We start from the raw sequence: 18612 nt of genomic DNA, 5'->3' as shown, positions 1-18612 counted from the left end.
TTGCTAGTAACTAACGATCCGTTAATTCTAAAAATGATGATGAGGCGCCAACCATGGCAGATTTATACGAAAACCCAATGGGCCTGATGGGCTTTGAATTCATCGAGTTCGCATCGCCGACCCCCAATACCCTGGAGCCGATCTTCGAGATCATGGGCTTCACCAAGGTCGCGACCCATCGCTCCAAAGACGTGCACCTGTATCGCCAGGGCCAGATCAACCTGATCCTCAACAACGAACCTCACAGCGTGGCGTCGTACTTCGCGGCCGAACACGGCCCGTCGGTGTGCGGCATGGCGTTCCGCGTCAAGAATGCCCAGCAGGCATTTGCCCGCGCACTGGAACTCGGCGCCCAGCCGATTCACATCGAAACCGGCCCGATGGAACTGAACCTGCCAGCGATCAAAGGCATTGGCGGCGCGCCGCTGTACCTGATCGACCGTTTCGGCGAAGGCAGCTCGATCTACGACATCGACTTCGTGTTCATCGAAGGCGTAGACCGCAATCCTGAAGGCGCAGGCCTGAAAATCATCGACCACCTGACCCACAACGTGTATCGCGGTCGCATGGCTTACTGGGCCAACTTCTACGAGAAGCTGTTCAACTTCCGCGAGATTCGTTACTTCGACATCAAGGGCGAATACACCGGCTTGACCTCCAAGGCCATGACCGCCCCGGACGGCATGATCCGCATCCCGTTGAACGAAGAATCGTCCAAGGGCGCCGGGCAGATCGAAGAGTTCCTGATGCAGTTCAACGGCGAGGGCATCCAGCACGTTGCCTTCCTCAGCGACAACCTGCTGGATACTTGGGATCGCCTGAAAAAAATCGGCATGCGCTTCATGACTGCACCGCCAGAGACCTACTACGAAATGCTTGAAGGCCGTCTGCCAAACCACGGTGAGCCGACCGATCAACTGCAATCGCGGGGCATTTTGCTGGACGGTTCGTCCGACTCGGGCGACAAGCGCCTGCTGCTGCAGATCTTCTCGGAAACCCTGATGGGCCCGGTATTCTTCGAATTCATCCAGCGTAAAGGCGATGATGGTTTCGGTGAAGGCAACTTTAAGGCGCTGTTCGAATCGATCGAGCGTGATCAGGTTCGTCGTGGTGTGTTGTCCACGGACTAAACCGTTTCGGATGTAAAAAAAGCCCGGTCAGCAATCATGCTGGCCGGGCTTTTTGTTTGGCTGGCGCAAAGCGAATGTGGGAGCGGGCTTGCTCGCGAAAGCGGAGAGTCAGGCAACATCATTGTTGACTGGAAGTCAGTCTTCGCGAGCAAGCCCGCTCCCACAATTTTTGGTGGGTAGCCTTAAGGTCTGCGCTGACGCATCAAATGTTTGAACCCTTCAAACACTAACACCACCACCGCCAGCCAGATCGGAATGTAGGTCAGCCATTCACCGGGTTTGATGCTTTCCCCCAGCAGCAATGCGACGCCGAGCAACAGCACTGGCTCGACGTAGCTCAATAGTCCGAACAGGCTGAATGGCAACAATCGGCTGGCGATGATGTAGACCACCAACGCCGACGCGCTGATCACCCCAAGCATCGGGATCAGCAGCGACAGCCACGGATGTTGATCGAACACACCAAAGCCTTGCTCACCCCCCTGAACGAACCAGAACGCCACCGGCAGCATCAACGCCATGTCCATCCACAAGCCGCCGAGGTTGTCGGTCGCCAGTCGTTTGCGCAGGATGAAGTAGAGCGGATAACCGACGACGACCAGCAAGGTCGCCCAGGAAAAACCGCCGACCTGATACAGCTCGTTGAGCACGCCGAGAGAGGCGAAAAACACGGCGACCTTTTGCAGGTAGGACAGATTCTCGCCATAGGCAAACCGCCCGGTCAGGACCATCGACAGCGGCAACAGAAAGTAACCCAGCGACACGTCGAGGCTATAGCCGTTGAGCGGAGCCCACATGAACAGCCAGAGTTGCAGGCCAAGCAGCGTCGCAGAAAGGATCAGTCCGGCGAGCAATTTGGGTTGCCCGACCAGCCGCCGGAAGAGCGGGGGCACGCGTTTCCACTCGCTGGAGACCACCATGAACACGGTCATGCAGGGCAGGGTCAGCAGCATCCGCCAGCCGAAAATTTCCACGCCGCTCAACGGGGTGAGCAGCGAAGTGAAGTAATACATGACGGCAAACAGCACCGAGGCCGAAACCGATAAAGCGATACCTTTAGACAAACTGCCCTCGCGAGGTTGGACGTGAAACGGGCGCAGAGGATACGTGGTTTTAGAGCCGAATATTGTCCGATCGATCAACACTGCCCAACGGTGGGAGTGGGCTTGCTCGCGAAGAGGCCATCACATCCAACATCAATGCAGACTGACCCACCGCCTTCGCGAGCAAGCCCGCTCCCACATTGGAGGGTGTTTCTTCAGTTGCTGCGTGGTTTACGCCCCGACACAAAGTGGCTCACGTCATTGAACCCCGGAGTCGATGAGTGCCCTGGTGTTACCAGCGAATCGATAAACGCTTCATCTTCCGCCGTGATCTTCACCGACTGCGCCTTGGTGTACGCATCCCATTGTTCTTCGGTGCGTGGGCCGACGATGGCAGAGGTGACGGCGCTGTTGTTCAGCACCCAGGCAATCGCGAATTCAACGATGCCCACGCCGCGCTCCTGGGAGTACTGCAGGATCTGCTGGGCGATGCGCAGGGATTCGACGCGCCATTCGGTTTCCAGAATGCGCTTGTCGGCGCGGCCAGCGCGGCTGTTGGCGTCCGGCTTCACGTCTGGCGCGTATTTGCCGCTGAGCACACCGCGCGCCAGCGGGCTGTAAGGCACCACGCCCAGGCCATAGTTTTGCGCGGCCGTGATCTGCTCGGTTTCTGCCTGGCGATTGACGATGTTGTACAACGGTTGGCTGATCACCGGCCGGTCGACACCCAGTTTATCGGCCACGCGAATCACTTCGGCGATGCGCCAGCCACGGTAGTTCGACAAGCCCCAATAACGGATCTTGCCCTGGCGAATCAAATCGCCGATGGCCGATACCGTGACCTCCAGCGGCGTGTTGTGGTCTTCGCGGTGCAGGTAGTAGATGTCGAGGTAGTCAGTGCCCAGGCGCGTCAGGCTGGCCTCGATACCGTTGAAGAGGTGCTTGCGGCTCAGGCCGCTGCGGTTCGGCACGCCGTCCACCGGGCCGAAACCGACCTTGGTGGCGAGCACCCATTCCTGACGGCGACTGGCGATCGCTTCGCCGACGATTTCTTCGGCGCGGCCGTTCGTGTAAACGTCTGCGGTGTCGATGGAATTGATGCCCTGGTCCCAGGCCTTGTCGATGATCCGCAGGGAATCTTCGGTGCTGGTCTGTTCGCCAAACATCATGGTGCCCAGGGTCAGGGTGGAAACCTGCAGACCCGAATGACCCAGCGTGCGATAGCTCATGACGAAATCCTTTTACCGGTGGGAAAGGCTCAATCAAATACCAGAACGAGCGCGCGGATCAAACCGATTTATCGAACACCCCGAAACAAACTGTGGGAGCGAGCCTGCTCGCGAAGACGGTGTGTCAGCGACATCAATGCTGACTGAGCCGCTTCGCGAGCAGGCTCGCTCCCACAAGGAATTGGCGGTGGGTCAGACGCGCAAGGTGCGAGTCATACGCAACGCCAGCAAGCTCCCGCAGACAATCACACCCGCCAACAGATACAACGCCGCATCGGTCGACCCGGTGCTGTCCTTGACCCAACCCACCAGATACGGGCTCAGGAACCCAGCCATCTGCCCCATGGAGTTGATCAACGCCAAACCACCCGCCGCCGCGCCAGCGCTGAGCAGGGCGGTCGGCACCGGCCAGAACATCGGCAGGCCGGTGAGGGCGCCCATGGTGGCGATGGTCAGGCCGAGGATCGCGATGGCCGGGTTAGCAGCGAAGTTCACGGCGATCAGCAGGCCCACCGCGCCCATCAACATTGGCACCACCAAATGCCAGCGGCGTTCTTTGTGCAGGTCCGCCGAGCGACCGACCATCAACATGAACACCGCTGCCAACAGGTATGGAATCGCACTCAACCAGCCGATCACCAGGTTATCGCTGAAGCCCAGGTTCTTGATGATCGATGGCAGCCAGAAGTTGATCGCATACACGCCGCTCTGAATGCAGAAGTAGATCAAACCGAACGCCCAGATCGCCGGGTTCTTGAACACCGCCAGCAACGAATCGGTGGTGGTTTTCGGTTTGTTGGCCAGGTCTTCGGCGTGGTCCGCTTCCAGCACCGAACGCTCGAAAGGCGTGAGCCATTTGGCGTTGGCGTAACTGTCGCTGAGCAGGAAATACGCCAGCGCGCCGAGGATCACCGTCGGAATGCCTTGCAGTAAAAACATCCACTGCCAGCCCGCCAAACCGCCTTGCCCGGCAGCGAAATGGTTGAGAATCCAACCGGAAAACGGACTGCCCAACAGGCCGGACACCGGAATCGCCGACATGAACAGCGCCATGATGCGGCCACGGCGGAAGGTCGGGAACCACTGCGAGAGATAGAGCACCACGCCCGGGAAGAACCCGGCTTCGGCCGCACCGGTGAACAGGCGCAAGGTGTAGAACTCAGTCGGTGTGGTGACGAACAGCAGGCAGGTCGAGAGCGAACACCACACGATCATCATCAGCGCGATCCAGCGGCGCGGGCCGAATCTGGTCAGGGCCAGGTTGCTCGGCACGCCGCACAGCACGTAGCCGATAAAGAAGATCCCGGCGCCGAGGCCGTACACGGTTTCGCTGAACTTGAGTGCATCGAGCATCTGCAATTTGGCGAATCCAACGTTCACCCGGTCGAGGTAGTTGAACAAGTAGCAGATGAAAATGAAGGGAATCAAACGCAGGGTAATGCGCTTGTAGACGGCGTTTTTATCGTCAACGATGGCCTGGGTAGCGGCGGCGCTCTGTGACATGGCGGGCTCTCTCTTTATTATGATTTTTTGCGATGCAAAGGGTAACGTTGATCGCCCAGAGAGTCTCGGCCACCCTCGGGGCCGCTGTCTTTGTGCCTGAGCACAGGGTTTGCCGCCAAGGCCTGTGCGGGTGAACAACCCGTCCCATCACGCTTTTCAGGATCACCGCTATGTTCGAACTCGATCACGATCTGGCCCAGGACATCGTCGACCGGGCGATGGCCATCCTGCCGTACAACGTCAACGTCATGGACAGCCAGGGGTTGATCCTCGGCAGTGGCGAACCCGAGCGCGTCAACACTCGTCATGAAGGCGCGCAACTGGTGTTGGCCAACGGGCGCGTGGTGGAGATTGACGCGCAAACCGCTATTCATTTGAAAGGCGTGCAGCCGGGGATCAACCTGCCGTTGATGCTCGATCAACGTTTGATTGGCGTGCTGGGCATCACTGGCGAGCCCGAGCAATTGCGCACCTATGCCGAACTGGTGCGCATGACCGCCGAGATGCTGGTGGGCCAGCGCAATCAGCAGGCCGAGCAGCAATGGCGGCGCCAGCGTTGCGATGATCTGCTGGCGTTGCTGCTCAGCGAGGGTGGCGATTCGCCGCGACTGCTCGACGAAGCGCAACAACTAGGGCTCAAGCCGCAGATGACGCGGGTGCCGTATCTGTTCGAATTAGGGGTGGAACACGGGCCGGGACAAACCGTCGAGGCGCTCAGTGCCTGGCTGACCTCGCGCTACCCGGACAGTTGGTGCGTGAGTTCGGCCAAGTCTTCGTTGCTCTGGTGTCGACCGGCCAACCAGGCGATCGAGCATGATCGGCTGCTGGAAAAACTTGACGGCCTGGGCTGGAACATCCTGCGCATCGCCGTGGGCGGGCAGGCTGATGGACTGTCGGGTTTGCGCCGTTGCTATCGGCGGGTCGGAGATTTACTGGCTTACGGACGTGATGTGTTGCCCGGTTCCCGATTGCTCACGCTCAACCGTTATCGACTGCCGGTGATGCTCTGGCGGCACCGCAATGATGATGCGCTGGACGAGTTGCTCAACCCGCTGCGCAAAGTCATCGCCAAGGACAACAACGGCCAACTGCTGGCGACCCTTCGTAGTTGGTGCGATCACGACGGCCAGAGCCAGGCCTGTGCCGATGCCTTGGGTATCCACCGCAACAGCCTGCGTTACCGCATGGAGCGGATTGCCGAACTCAGCGGTGTCGATCCGCTGAAGCTTGATGGGATGCTGGCGCTCTACCTCGGCGTGCAACTCCTGCCCGAGACAGACGCAAAGTCGTAATCCACACACCATTCCCTGTGGGAGCGGGCTTGCCCGCGAAGGCGTCGTGTCAGTCAGTGTTTATGTTGCTGATACACCGCCTTCGCGGGCAAGCCCGCTCCCACAATTGATGGATGTTGTTCGCAATATTTGTGTCCACCGCAGAACCTGTGGGAGCGGGCTTGCCCGCGAAGGCGTCGTGTCAGCCAGTATTTATGTTGCTGATACACCGCCTTCGCGAGCAAGCCCGCTCCCACAAAAAGCACTGGTTTTGTGGCAATGAACAATAATCCTCCATGCCACTTGTGCAGCGGACCGGCGTTATTGTTTCGGCCTGCTGGCAGCATGAGGGCATTGGAACTGGAGAATTCGCATGAAAATCGTCATCGCCCCCGATTCGTTCAAGGACAGCCTCAGTGCACAAGGTGTGGCGGATGCCATTGCTCTCGGCTTGGCAGAAGTCTGGCCCGAGGCGCAGTTGATCAAATGCCCGATGGCCGACGGCGGGGAAGGGACGGTCGAGTCGATTCTGGCGGCGTGCGAAGGCGAATTGCGCCGCACCGACGTGCGCGGACCGCTGGGCGCCACGGTGAATGCCGCGTGGGGCTGGTTGCCGCACAACCACACCGCGATCATCGAAATGGCTGAAGCCAGTGGTTTGCAGTTGGTCCCGGTGGGGCAGCGCGATGCCTGTGTCAGTAGCACTTATGGCACTGGCGAGCTGATCCGCGCGGCACTGGATGCCGGCGCGCAACGGGTGATTCTGGCGATTGGCGGCAGCGCGACCAATGACGGCGGCGCAGGCGCGATGCAAGCCCTGGGCGTGAAACTGCTGGACGCGCAAGGCCAGACCCTGGCACCGGGCGGTCTGGCGCTTGGGCAGTTGGCGCGCATCGAACTGAGCGACATCGACCCGCGTTTGACCGGCGTGCGCTTCGACATCGCCGCCGATGTGAACAATCCACTGTGCGGCCCCCACGGAGCCTCGGCGATTTTCGGTCCGCAAAAAGGCGCGTCGCCGGAGCAGGTTGAACAACTGGATCGCGCCCTCGGGCACTTTGCCGATCACTGCGCAACAGCCTTGAACAAAGACGTGCGCGAAGAGCCAGGCAGTGGTGCGGCGGGCGGCCTCGGGTTTGCCGCCAAGGCGTTTCTCGGGGCGCAATTCAAGGCGGGGGTTGAGGTGGTTGCCGAACTGGTGGGCCTGGCGCAAGCGGTGGCCGGCGCCGATCTGGTGATCACTGGCGAAGGCCGTTTCGATGCACAAACCCTGCGCGGCAAAACGCCGTTTGGCGTGGCGCGTATCGCCGGGAAGCACGGTGTTCCGGTGATCGTGATTGCCGGCACGTTGGGGGAGGGGTATCAGCAACTGTATGCCCATGGCATCGATGCCGCGTTTGCCCTGGCGAGCGGGCCGATGACGCTGGAACAGGCGTGCGCCGAAGCACCGCGCTTGTTGCGTGAGCGGGCAACGGACATCGCTCGGGTCTGGCGGATGGCCCGACAGTAAACATCTGAACGCCAAAATCCACTGTGGGAGCGAGCCTGCTCGCGAAGGCGGTCGTACATTCAACAGTCATGTTGGCTGATACACCGCCATCGCGATCAGGCTCGCTCCCACAGGTTTGGGTCTTGACGGCTACTGCGGTGGATCGATTTGATCCAGCACCCGGTTCGCGGTGATCTCCGCCAGCATCACGCTGTTTGAAATGCCCAGCAGAACATTGCGCGAGCCACCGTCCAGAAGGTCCACCAAGTGATGGACCATCACATCGACCGAGGCCAACGTCTCGCACAAGTAAACCACCAGGGTTTCGGTCGTGGCTTCTGGGTCGACGGTAAACAGGGTGCTGGGCGTTCGCGGCGTGGCTTTGATATCGGCCGTCGACGGGAAGTGGAAGTCGAGGGCGCGCTCGGCGGCTTCGTTGAGTTTTTTTGAATCGGGTTCGTACGGGGAGGCCGGATCAGTGTCCGGCGGGTTTGGCGTAACTTTGAACATAGATGCATCCCTTCTGTAGTAGGGCCGCAACCATTTCGCTACTAAACGAAGTGGTGGCAGCGGTGCGCAAGTTAGTAGACCGGCAAGGGAAAGCAAAAACCGGCGCGTCCGAGGACGCCATGCGCACAGCTGCCATAAAGTGCAGGCGATTACCTGACTGATGATGCTCGTGCGACCGCTTAACCTTAGCCGGGCTACTAAACCCGATCACTGACAATCAGTGACACGAATTAAGTTACCGAGCAGCCCCAAGACGCACAAGCCGGCGGATTCTGGCGTACCCGTAGGCAACGGCGCAAGGTCTTGTAGCTTTCAGGAAGTGACTTACAAGCCGCTTAAACAAGCACTCGACGGCGATGTTTAACGAGCGGTCGTGCATTGCTTCTACGTGAAAAATCTCAGCGTTGTGTTTCACCGTTGAAACACACCTGGCCCTCTGAAAAATATTTCATCCTTCCCCTGAAACAAACCTCAACCCTGGCCGATACAACGAATAGGCGCACACACCTATTACAACAATGGCGCCCGGTTGAAAGGCTGCGCCCGCGCCCGCCCGACAGCGCTCACTGCAAGGATGCTCGCCGCCTCAATCACCGAGAGCCATCCTATGTCCCTGCGCAATCTGAACATCGCCCCTCGAGCCTTCCTCGGTTTTGCCTTCATCGCCTTGCTGGTCATTGTGCTGGGCGTGTTTGCCGTGAACCGCATGACCCTCATTCGCCAGGCCTCCCTGGACATGGAAAGCACGCAACTGCCCAGCGTCGGGTTCCTGGGCAACATGACGGAAAATGTCCTGCGCATGCGCATCCTCTCGTTCCGGGTGCTGGTCAACCGCGAGCCGACGGCACTGCAGGAAGCTCAAACGCGCATCGGGGTGCTCGTCGATAAACTTCGCAGCGCCCAAGCCAGTTACGCCGCGTTGCCCGCCCAGCCGGAAGAGACCGCGCTGTACAAAACGTTCACCGCAACCCTCGACAACTACATGCAAGCGCAGACCCAGATGCTGGAGCTGTCGCGGCAAAACAAAGTCGATGAGATGCGCACGCTGATCAACACGCGAATCAAGGACGGCACCGATCAGATGGGCGAGCAGCTCAACAAACTGGTGGCGCTCAATACCGGTTATGCCAAGACCGCCTCGGCCGAAGCGGGCGAGCAATTCAGCAACGCCATCACCGGCATCGTCGCGGTGGCGGTGTTTGCTGCGCTGCTGACCGTGCTGCTGGCGTGGCTGCTGACCCGCAGCATCGTCACGCCGCTGAACCGAGCGGTGCAGGCGGCGCAAACCATCGCTGACGGCAACCTGACCAAGACCATTGAAGTCGACGGCAAGGATGAGCCGGCGCGCCTGCTCGAAGCCTTGTCGGCGATGCAAACCAGCCTACGCAAAACCATCGAACAGATTGCCGGTTCCGCCACGCAGTTGGGCGCTGCTGCCGAAGAACTCAGCACCGTGACCCAAGATGCATCTCGGGGGCTGCAACAGCAGAACAACGAAATCGAACAGGCCGCCACCGCCGTCAACGAGATGACCGCCGCCGTGGAGGAAGTCGCGCGCAACGCGGTGTCCACGTCCGAGGCTTCGAACCAGTCGACCCAGGCTGCCCGCGAAGGCCGCGACCGCGTGGTGGAAACCGTCGATGCGATCCAGACCATGACCCACGACGTGCAAAACACCTCGCTGATGATCGAAGGCCTGGCGGCGCAGGGACGTGATATCGGCAAGGTACTCGACGTGATCCGCGCCATCGCCGAACAAACTAACTTGCTTGCACTCAACGCCGCCATCGAAGCCGCTCGTGCCGGTGAAGCGGGGCGCGGTTTTGCCGTGGTGGCGGACGAGGTTCGCGCCTTAGCCCATCGCACCGCGCAGTCGACCCAGGAAATCGAAAAAATGGTGGCGGGCATTCAGAACGGTACCGGTGAAGCGGTTTCGTCGATGCAGCAAAGCAACCAACGCACGCAAAACACCCTGGAATTGGCCCGCGCTGCCGGTGTCGCTTTGGAGCAGATCACCCAGTCGATCCACTTGATCAACGAACGCAACCTGGTAATCGCCAGCGCTTCCGAAGAACAGGCGCAGGTGTCACGCGAGGTGGATCGCAATCTGGTGAACATCCGTGACCTGGCCACCCAGTCCGCCGCCGGTGCGAACCAGACCAGCGCCGCCACCCACGAGCTGTCGCGATTGGCGGTGGACTTGAATGCGATGGTGGCGCGGTTCGTGATTTGAGATAGGGTTGAGGCTAGGAACCCGCGCGGCAGGAGAACGACATGCGCTATTCAGCCTTGACCCAACGAATCGCCGGTGACGGAGCGGCGGCCTGGAAGATTCACGATCGAGCGCTGGAGTTGCGTGAGCAGGGCGTCGATGTGTTGCTGCTGTCGATCGGCGACCCGGACTTCGACACCCCGCAGCCCATCGTTTGGGCCGCCATCGAAAGTTTGCTGGCCGGCGATACGCACTACCCGGCGGTGCGCGGCAGTCAGGGGCTGCGCAACAGCATTGCAAGGCGTCATCGCCAGCGCAGTGGCCAAGCGGTGGATGCCGAGAACGTGATTGTGTTTCCGGGCGCGCAGTGCGCGGTGTATTCGGTGGTGCAATGCCTGCTCGACCCCGGCGACGAAGTGATCGTGGCCGAACCGATGTACGTCACCTATGAAGGCGTGTTCGGCGCCTGCGGGGCCAAAGTCGTACCGGTGCCGGTGCGGCCACAGAACGGCTTTCGGGTCGATCCAGCAGACGTGGCGGCACTCATCACGCCCAAGACCCGCGCCATTTTACTGAACAGCCCGAACAACCCCTCTGGCGCCAGCCTGTCATTGACGATCTGGAAAGAGCTGGCCGCGCTGTGCATTCGTCATGACCTGTGGTTGATCAGCGACGAGGTCTACAGCGACTTGCTGTACGAGGGCGAACACATCAGCCCGGCGAGCCTGCCGGGCATGGCCGAGCGCACCGCGACCATCAACAGCCTGTCCAAATCCCACGCCATGAGCGGCTGGCGGGTGGGCTGGGTGATCGGGCCGAAAGCCTTGTGTGAACACCTGGTGAATTTGTCGTTGTGCATGCTGTTCGGCATTCCGGACTTCATTCAGAACGCCGCGCAATTGGCCCTCGATGCAAACCTGCCGGAAGTGGCGCTGATGCGTGACGAATATCGCCAGCGTCGTGACCTGGTGTGCGACAGCCTCAATCTGTGCTCCGGCTTGCGAGCGATTCGCCCCGATGGCGGGATGTTCGTGATGGTCGATGTGCGCCCCACGGGGTTGTCGGCCCAGCACTTCGCCGAGCGGCTGTTGGAAGGCTACGGCGTGTCGGTGCTAGCCGGTGAAGCGTTCGGGCCCAGTGCGGCGGGGCATATTCGCATTGGTTTGGTGGTGGATCGGCTGAAACTGGCGGATGCCTGCCGGCGTATTGCGCTGTGCGCGACGGAGCTGCTGGAGGCGCGGCGGGCCTGAGGTTTTTCGCTTGTTTTTGAGGCCGTTATCGTCCTGTTTATCCCTGCGTAAAAACGCTCCCCCAGTGCAAAAAAAACTGGGGGTACCTGTCAACTTTGACAGTTACGCACCTCAAAAAAAAACTGTTTACTTCTCCCACGCGCAGAACGACGGGATGGCGTTTGGGTAGTGCCCGGGAGACTCGGTCTGCTTTTCGAACTGAAGCGTCATGGAGGGTCCATGACGCCAGGTTGTGTATACGGAGAGCGACAACATGGCAGGTTCAGATAAAAAAGAACAAAGGCTTATGGCAGGTGAATCTACCTCCGGCGGGGCTGAACTACTGATAGTCCAGGACCCGGACGTCAATCATATAGTGATAGCTGGGGATGCACAGGGGTTGATTCACCGCTCAACGCTCAACACAGATCAAAAAACAACGATCACCTCATGGGCTGGCACACTTCCGGACGATCCCCTGGATATTGATTATTTCAGGCTCGAGTATGCGCGCGGGGGCAGTGACGAATGGTCAACATTTCAAGAGCGTTCCTATGTCGGTGGTGATGCCTGGGTGCCTTTGGAATTCACGATCCCCAGTACATTCTTTCTGAATCAAGAAAATGAAGGTCCCTTTGACCTCAGATATCGACACGTCAGCCATCAAGGGCCTACGGACTACTCCAACCGCGTTCGCATCTATATCGACAAGGTCCCTCCGAATGGCGCGACACCTCCGAGCAAAATGGTGTTCACCGTCACGCAACCCATCACCGATGCATCGTTTGGTACGAATGACTACCTGGAAGCGACGATTCCCAATTGGACCGGCGATGCAGTCGGCTCCCAAATCGCCTTCGGTTGGTTGAAAGGTGAGCTGCCCCAGGATCCCGACGATATCGATCTGATCGGTCCACAAGCAATTCTTGGTGGCGGCACGGTGAGAATTCCCAAAGACAAGTTCCTCGCGGCGGGGGACGGCATGTGTTGCGGAGGCTACGTCCTCATCGACAAGGCCGGCAACATCAGCGCGCTGTCTCAATATGAGCTCATGTCCGTGGCACTCGGGCCGTTGCCGCCCGTACCGTTGCCCAAGCCCACAGTGGCGGACGCTACTGGTGGTGACCTGCTTCGTGAGGACATTATCAATGGCGGAGTGATGGTTCATGTTGATCCAGTAACCAATGGTAAATCCACCGACACCATTGTCGTCAGATGGAAAGACCTGGAGCTTACACCCGGTACACCTGTGGGCCCGAATCCATCCACCGGGTTCGATATTTTTGTGCCGTGGGCGATGATTCTGGAGGCGTACGGCAGCACCACGACAGGCGTTGTAGATAAGGCTTGAGGCGTCTGTTCCAGATACATGAAAGGTCTCAACAGGGGTCAATGCCACGCTGACCACTGAGGAGGGGCTGGCTCAAGGCATCTTGATCAGCCCTTGTTCCAGCGCCATCGCCATGGCGATCCAGCGTGACCTCACGCCGAATTTTCGGCGGATGTTGCAAAAGTGATAATTCACACCGGCCTCGGTGCAGCGCACGATCTGGCCGATCTCCCATGAAGACTTGCCAGCGGCGCTCCACTGCAAGACTTCTCTTTCTCGGTTGGTGAGTTTTATTGCAGGGGGTTGCTTGCACTCCTGAGGCTGGAAATTGACCGGGGTTTTTGATGATCGAACTGATGCGGTAGTGGAGCTGTACATAATGAATCTCCCATTCATCATCATTGACGGCGTGGGCGCGGCGGAATCGTCCTACTACAAAATGGCGTGGTTCGCGCGGCCGTCCTTCAGGCACCTGTGTAGGGGCTGTAGGCACGGTTTCCTTATATCGCGATTAAATCGTCTTGGAACCTGTCAGAAATTACAGGTCGGGGACTTTAATAGGACCTTATCAAAAGAGCTGTCAGCCAAAGCTCCCCAGTGAGTAGGAGTTTTCTCTACATTTTTCCGTCCAGCATCCTGGATATTAAACGCTTGATTCGAGGCGCCTTTTGCAGATGCGGAACCAGCAAGTGCGGGGATACAAAATGACATCCCGAAAGCCGCCTTGCTGTGAAGGGCATCCACAAAAAACTTCGCCGCAACCGATGAACGGGGATCCTGTCGGACCGAGTCCTCTTTGATCCCATCTTTTCACGGCCGAGCGTGGTTATCTGACTGGTGTCTTCAGTTCTTACTGTTTTTCCAGAAAACAACTATCAGTTCTGATAGGTACTAACTGAGTCAGCTTTCTGATAAAGAATCCAGTTTAGGCAGGAGGCTGAAACATGAGCGGCACTTTCGAAAACAATCGAAAGCCGGTTTCTTCACGGATATGCAGTCCTGGAAACGTGCGGGTAACGCGTTTGAAACCTGATACGTCATACCCCGTGAAAGTCCGCGCCTACGATTATTCCGGGAACTACTCCGAACCGGCATTACTGACCTTTCGCACGCTGGCGGATATCCGGGCGCTTTTCGGAGTCGGTGACCATGGAACTAACAACGCAATGACCGACCTGTGGAGCTGCCGAACGCTGCGTTCTTTTGATTTCAAGAGCAAGATCAAAGGATCGCAGCCTGCAGCAACTCCACAAGGGTATTGTCGTTCATAAAACTCAGGGACGACGCTGATCCAATTTGGGAGCGAGCCTACTCGCGAAGAGGCCAGCCCAGGCAACCCAAATCCTCAGGCTTTCCAGGCCCCCACATTCACCAAATTAACCGGCCGCTCACCCGCCAGCGCCGCCAACAGATTGTCCACCGCACACGTGGCCATCGCCTCCCGCGTCTCATGGGTCGCCGAGCCAATGTGCGGCGTGGCCACCACGTTGTTCAACTGCAACAACGGCGAATCAGGGTTCAGCGGTTCGCGCTCGAACACATCCAGTCCCGCCGCGCGAATCTGGCCTTCACGCAAGGCCTGGATGAGCGCTGCTTCGTCCACAACTTTGCCCCGTGAAATGTTGATGAAGATGGTCTCTGGACGCATCAGGGCGAACTGCTCCGCGCCGATCAACCCTTCGGTTTCCGCTGTCAACGGCAGCGTCAGGCAAACGAAATCAGCCTGTTGCAACAACTCCGGCAGGCTGCGGTATTGCGCGTTGAATCGCTGCTCCACCGCCGGTTTTGGCGAGTGGGTGTGGTAGATCACCGGCATGCCAAAACCAAAGTGCCCGCGCTGGGCCAGCGCCTCGCCGATGCGCCCCATGCCGATGATACCCAGGGTTTTGCCATGCACATCGCTGCCGAACTGCGCGGGGCCGATGTTGCGCTTCCATTGGCCGGTGCGAACCATGTTCGCCAGTTCCACCACACGCCGGGCGGTGGCCAGGATCAGCGCAAAACCGGTGTCGGCGGTGGTTTCGGTGAGCACATCAGGCGTGTTGCTCAGCAGGATGCGCCGTTCGGTCAGGTAGTCGATGTCGTAGTTGTCGACGCCCACCGAAACACTGGCGATCGCTTGCAGATCGGGCGCCAGGTCGAGCAGTTCGGCGTCCAGTTTCAGGCTGGCACCGAGCAAGCCGTGGGCGTGGGGCAGGGCGTCACGCAGTTGCGCCAGACCGTCCGCGTTGAGGTTGTCGATCAGCGTCACTGCAGTCTGCTCATGCAGACGAGCCATCAGCAGCGGCGAGAGTTTCTTGTACAGCACAACCTGCTTTTTCATCGTAGTCATCTCAACATCAATTCAGGAATGAGCAGCCATCGGCGGCTTCGCAACCGACTTGGCCACGACCCGGTCACTGGCACCGGGCTTGAGGAAAATCGTCAGCACCACCGAGAGCATCAACGCACCGCTCATCAACAGGTACGACGCGCCGGGCGAACCGGTGGAGCTGTTCAGGTAACCGACCAGATAGGAACCGCCGAACGAACCGAGCGCGCCCATGCTGTTGATCAACGCCATGGCGCCACCCGCGACGTTGGCCGGGAGGATTTCCGGGATGATCGCGAAGAACGGCCCGTAAGGCGCGTACATGCAGGCCCCGGCGATCACCAGCAGGGTGTAGGACCACCAAAAATGTTCGGCGCCCAGGGCGTAGGAACCGTAGAACGCAATCGAGGCGATCAACAGCGGTGGCCAGACGAAGCGTTTGCGCTTCTGCATTTTGTCCGAGCCCCAGGACACCAGCAGCATGCCAATCACCGCGGCCAGGTACGGCAGCGCCGAGAGCCAGCCGGCTTCGACCATGTCCATTTGCGCGCCGGCCTTGAGGATCGACGGCAGCCACAACACAAAGCCGTAGACGCCAATGCTCCAGCAGAAAAACTGCAACGCGAGGATGATCACTTTCGGCGAACGGAAGGCTTCGGCGTAGTTTTTTACTGCTTTGATACCAACCTGTTCGGCGGCCAGGGCGCTTTCGAGATCGAGCTTTTCCTGGTCGGTGAGCCACTTGGCCTGGGCCGGACGGTCATCGGCCAGACGCCACCAGATAAACGCCCAGAGCACCGCCGGCAAGCCTTCGATGATGAACATCCAGCGCCAGCTGTAATGCTGCACCAGATACCCCGACACCACCGACATCCAGAGCATGGTCACCGGGTTGCCGAGGATCAGAAAGGTGTTGGCCCGTGAGCGTTCGGCACGGGTGAACCAGTGGCACAGGTAGATCAGCATCGCCGGCATCACCGCGGCTTCGACCACGCCGAGCATGAAGCGGATGACGATCAGCCAGTAGGCGTTGGAGACGATCCCGGTCAAGGTCGCGAGGCTGCCCCAGAGGATCAGGCTGACGAAAATCAGCTTCTTCACGCTGTGCTTCTGGGCGTAGATCGCACCTGGTACCTGGAAGAAAAAGTAGCCGAGGAAGAACAGTGCGCCGAGCATCGACGACAGGCCTGGTGTGATCATCAGGTCCGCTGCCATACCGGACGCGGCAGCGAAGCCATAGTTGGCGCGATCGAGATACGCCAGGCTGTAGGTGATGAACACGATGGGCATGATGTACCACCAGCGGCGGGTGGCGAGCGTTGCGGTTTTCATGGTGGTGCTCCTGAGCTTGTTGTTTTTGTCGCAGCAGGTAACGGTTTGAAACTTTGGTGACTGAGCTGGCCTCTTCGCGAGCAGGCTCGCTCCCACATTAAATTTGTGAACACAGGCCCATTGTGGGAGCGAGCCTGCTCGCGAAGGCGGCCTCAAATTCGCTATCCATTTCGGAGCGGGTCGGGAGCCCCTCCATATCCCCCCGACTCTGCACCGCACGGCTGCCAATCCAGTTGGCCCGCTTCACGGCGTCGGCAAAGCTGTGGTTTTCCAGGAGGGCGCTGATCATGCCGACGGCAAAGCCATCGCCGGCGCCGACCGTGTCGACCACCGTTTCCACCGGCACGCCCGCCACGAAACCCTGATCCAGATGCGTACGGTAATAAGCGCCGTGCGGGCCCAGTTTGATCGCCACGGCTTCGGCGCCCTGGTCGAGGTAAAACGCTGCGATGTCGGCCGGGTCTTCGAAACCGGTCAGCAAGCGGCCTTCGCTCAAGCCCGGCAGCACCCAATGGGCGAGGGCGGCGAGTCGGTTGATCTCGGTGATCATCTGTTGCTCGCTGGCCCACAGGCTCGGGCGCAGGTTCGGGTCGAAGGACACGCTGCGCCCGGCATCGCGCATGCGGGTCATCAATTCGACCGACATTTTCCGGGCCGATGCGGACAGCGCCGGAGGAATACCGGTGGCGTGCAAGTGCCGCGCCTTCAGCAATTCAGGAACGATCGACTGTGGCGACAGATGACTGGCTGCCGAACCGCGACGGAAATACTCGACCACCGGATCGCTGCCATCGTCGGTGCGCGACTTGAGCTGAAAGCCGGTGGGGTGCACGGAATCGGTGGCGACGTGGCTGCAATCCAGGCCTTCTTTAGCCAGGGTGTCGATCACGAAACGGCCCAACGAATCGGCGCCGACCCGGCTCAGCCACGCCACGTTAAACCCCAGTCGCGACAGGCCGATGGCGACATTGGAGTCGGCCCCGGCAATGCGTTTGTGGAAATGGCCGATGCTCGCCAGATCACCATTTTGCTCGGCGACGAACATCGCCATGGTTTCGCCGAACGACAGAATATCGATCTCAGACATGAGCGCTCTCCAAGCGGGTTTGACCGAGGCGGGCGAGGGTAGCGACATGCTCGGTGGTCAACTGCACCAGGTCGTCAGCTTGCAGCGGATATTCCGCCGCGCGCATGACGCCGTGGGCCATATGCCGCAGCAGTTGTTCCCACAAATGCAGGTCACTGACGGCGGGCGGTATGGCGACCAGTTTGCCGCCGTCGCGGCGTGTTACTGCTTTGCAATGCACATAGCCGACGTGGCGTCCGAGCAATCGCGCGGCGCTGTTGGCCGACTGGTCTTGCCAGTGCCAGTTGCCGATATCGAACGTCATTTTGATCGGCAGGTTGTGTTGCTCGACCTGGGCGAAAAACCGTTGGAAGGGTTCGATGCGACCGCCGTGCAAGGTCTGATCGTTTTCCACCAACAGTTGCACCGGGCTCTGCGCGAGGGTGCGAGCCAGGGTTTGCAGGTCATTGTTGTCGGTGAAATAGCCCAGCGACACTTTCAGCCATTGGGCGCCGAAAGCCTCGGCGCGCTGTAATGCGATGATCAGTTGTGGATTGGGTTTGGACTGGCCGGCCAGCCACAATTCCATCGGCGAGGAATACACGCTGTCGAGGCCATTGGCCTGGGTAGCGGCGGCCAGTTGTGCAGGGTCTTCGACGGTCAGCAGTTCTTCGCGCCATTCGATGTGGGTGGCGCCTGCAGCGGCCAGTACCTCGATGAAACTGCCCTGGCCGCGCTGGCGCACAAGGTCGGCGCCGTAGCTCGACAGGCTGATGGAAACGGGTGGTTTGTTCATTGTTTTTCTACCTCTGAAACCGGTTTCATTTTTGTTCAAAAAAAAAGGATGAGATTTTGTGTTGATCTTTCGGGCCTCTTCGCGGGCAAGGCCCGCTCCCACAGGTTTCTGAGTTGTATGAATATTGTGTGTACACCTGCAATCCCTGTGGGAGCGGGCTT

16 protein-coding genes are annotated in these 18612 nt (G+C 59.4%); 7 read left to right on the top strand and 9 right to left on the bottom strand.

Going from position 1 to position 18612, the window contains the following annotated elements; genetic code table 11:
* The first annotated feature begins 53 nt into the window (after window positions 1-53).
* Window positions 54-1130 carry a 4-hydroxyphenylpyruvate dioxygenase gene (hppD, locus tag ACA055_RS16195; RefSeq protein ID WP_497679565.1) on the top strand — a complete coding sequence of 359 codons (1077 nt, stop codon included), beginning with the start codon at window positions 54-56 and terminating at the stop codon, window positions 1128-1130.
* Between the two features lie 182 nt (window positions 1131-1312).
* Here hppD and rarD read toward each other — a convergent pair whose 3' ends face one another.
* The 3 genes from rarD to ACA055_RS16180 form a co-directional block, all read right to left on the bottom strand.
* The gene (gene rarD / locus ACA055_RS16190; RefSeq protein WP_497679564.1) at window positions 1313-2194 is read right to left on the bottom strand and encodes an EamA family transporter RarD; all 882 of its coding nucleotides are present in this window, start codon (window positions 2192-2194) and stop codon (window positions 1313-1315) included.
* A gap of 194 nt (window positions 2195-2388) precedes the next feature.
* Window positions 2389-3402 carry an aldo/keto reductase gene (locus ACA055_RS16185; RefSeq protein WP_497679563.1) on the bottom strand — a complete coding sequence of 338 codons (1014 nt, stop codon included), beginning with the start codon at window positions 3400-3402 and terminating at the stop codon, window positions 2389-2391.
* A gap of 192 nt (window positions 3403-3594) precedes the next feature.
* Window positions 3595-4905 carry an MFS transporter gene (locus ACA055_RS16180; protein WP_497679562.1) on the bottom strand — a complete coding sequence of 437 codons (1311 nt, stop codon included), beginning with the start codon at window positions 4903-4905 and terminating at the stop codon, window positions 3595-3597.
* A gap of 170 nt (window positions 4906-5075) precedes the next feature.
* Between ACA055_RS16180 and ACA055_RS16175 the strand changes: the two genes are divergently transcribed.
* Together ACA055_RS16175 and ACA055_RS16170 are read left to right on the top strand one after the other, a co-directional pair.
* Window positions 5076-6197, top strand: a complete 1122-nt coding sequence (locus ACA055_RS16175; RefSeq protein WP_497679561.1) for a sugar diacid recognition domain-containing protein — start codon at window positions 5076-5078, stop codon at window positions 6195-6197.
* A gap of 352 nt (window positions 6198-6549) precedes the next feature.
* Window positions 6550-7686, top strand: coding sequence for a glycerate kinase (locus ACA055_RS16170; RefSeq protein WP_497679560.1), 1137 nt, complete (start codon window positions 6550-6552; stop codon window positions 7684-7686).
* A gap of 129 nt (window positions 7687-7815) precedes the next feature.
* Here ACA055_RS16170 and ACA055_RS16165 read toward each other — a convergent pair whose 3' ends face one another.
* A complete protein-coding gene (locus ACA055_RS16165) occupies window positions 7816-8175 on the bottom strand; it encodes a DUF6124 family protein (RefSeq protein WP_497679559.1) in 360 nt (119 codons plus the stop codon).
* A gap of 607 nt (window positions 8176-8782) precedes the next feature.
* Here ACA055_RS16165 and ACA055_RS16160 point away from each other — a divergent pair.
* From ACA055_RS16160 to ACA055_RS16150, 3 genes are all read left to right on the top strand, one after another.
* Window positions 8783-10408, top strand: a complete 1626-nt coding sequence (locus ACA055_RS16160) for a methyl-accepting chemotaxis protein (protein WP_497679558.1) — start codon at window positions 8783-8785, stop codon at window positions 10406-10408.
* 41 nt (window positions 10409-10449) lie between these two features.
* Complete coding sequence (locus ACA055_RS16155) at window positions 10450-11637, top strand: pyridoxal phosphate-dependent aminotransferase (RefSeq protein WP_497679557.1); 1188 nt, start codon at window positions 10450-10452, stop codon at window positions 11635-11637.
* A gap of 253 nt (window positions 11638-11890) precedes the next feature.
* A complete protein-coding gene (locus ACA055_RS16150) occupies window positions 11891-12967 on the top strand; it encodes a hypothetical protein (protein WP_497679556.1) in 1077 nt (358 codons plus the stop codon).
* Between the two features lie 72 nt (window positions 12968-13039).
* On the opposite strand, the gene ACA055_RS16145 is transcribed toward ACA055_RS16150, so the two are convergent.
* Complete coding sequence (locus tag ACA055_RS16145) at window positions 13040-13324, bottom strand: helix-turn-helix transcriptional regulator (protein WP_497679555.1); 285 nt, start codon at window positions 13322-13324, stop codon at window positions 13040-13042.
* 566 nt (window positions 13325-13890) lie between these two features.
* Here ACA055_RS16145 and ACA055_RS16140 point away from each other — a divergent pair.
* Window positions 13891-14217 (top strand): fibronectin type III domain-containing protein, encoded by a 327-nt coding sequence (locus ACA055_RS16140; protein WP_497679554.1) that lies wholly within the window; start codon window positions 13891-13893, stop codon window positions 14215-14217.
* A gap of 74 nt (window positions 14218-14291) precedes the next feature.
* On the opposite strand, the gene ACA055_RS16135 is transcribed toward ACA055_RS16140, so the two are convergent.
* From ACA055_RS16135 to ACA055_RS16120, 4 genes are all read right to left on the bottom strand, one after another.
* The gene (locus ACA055_RS16135) at window positions 14292-15269 is read right to left on the bottom strand and encodes a 2-hydroxyacid dehydrogenase (protein WP_497679553.1); all 978 of its coding nucleotides are present in this window, start codon (window positions 15267-15269) and stop codon (window positions 14292-14294) included.
* 21 nt (window positions 15270-15290) lie between these two features.
* Window positions 15291-16589: an MFS transporter gene (locus tag ACA055_RS16130; RefSeq protein WP_497679552.1), complete on the bottom strand. Its 1299-nt coding sequence runs from the start codon at window positions 16587-16589 to the stop codon at window positions 15291-15293.
* A 97-nt stretch (window positions 16590-16686) separates the two neighbouring features.
* Window positions 16687-17676 carry a sugar kinase gene (locus ACA055_RS16125; RefSeq protein WP_497679551.1) on the bottom strand — a complete coding sequence of 330 codons (990 nt, stop codon included), beginning with the start codon at window positions 17674-17676 and terminating at the stop codon, window positions 16687-16689.
* Complete coding sequence (locus ACA055_RS16120; protein WP_497679550.1) at window positions 17669-18451, bottom strand: sugar phosphate isomerase/epimerase family protein; 783 nt, start codon at window positions 18449-18451, stop codon at window positions 17669-17671. Before ACA055_RS16120 ends, ACA055_RS16125 begins: the two co-directional genes overlap by 8 nt.
* Between the last annotated feature and the right edge of the window lie 161 nt (window positions 18452-18612).

It is taken from the genome of Pseudomonas sp. LBUM1657, assembly GCF_059716075.1.
Note: the sequence above shows the minus strand (reverse complement) of the source record. Positions and strands in the feature narration are given on the sequence as shown.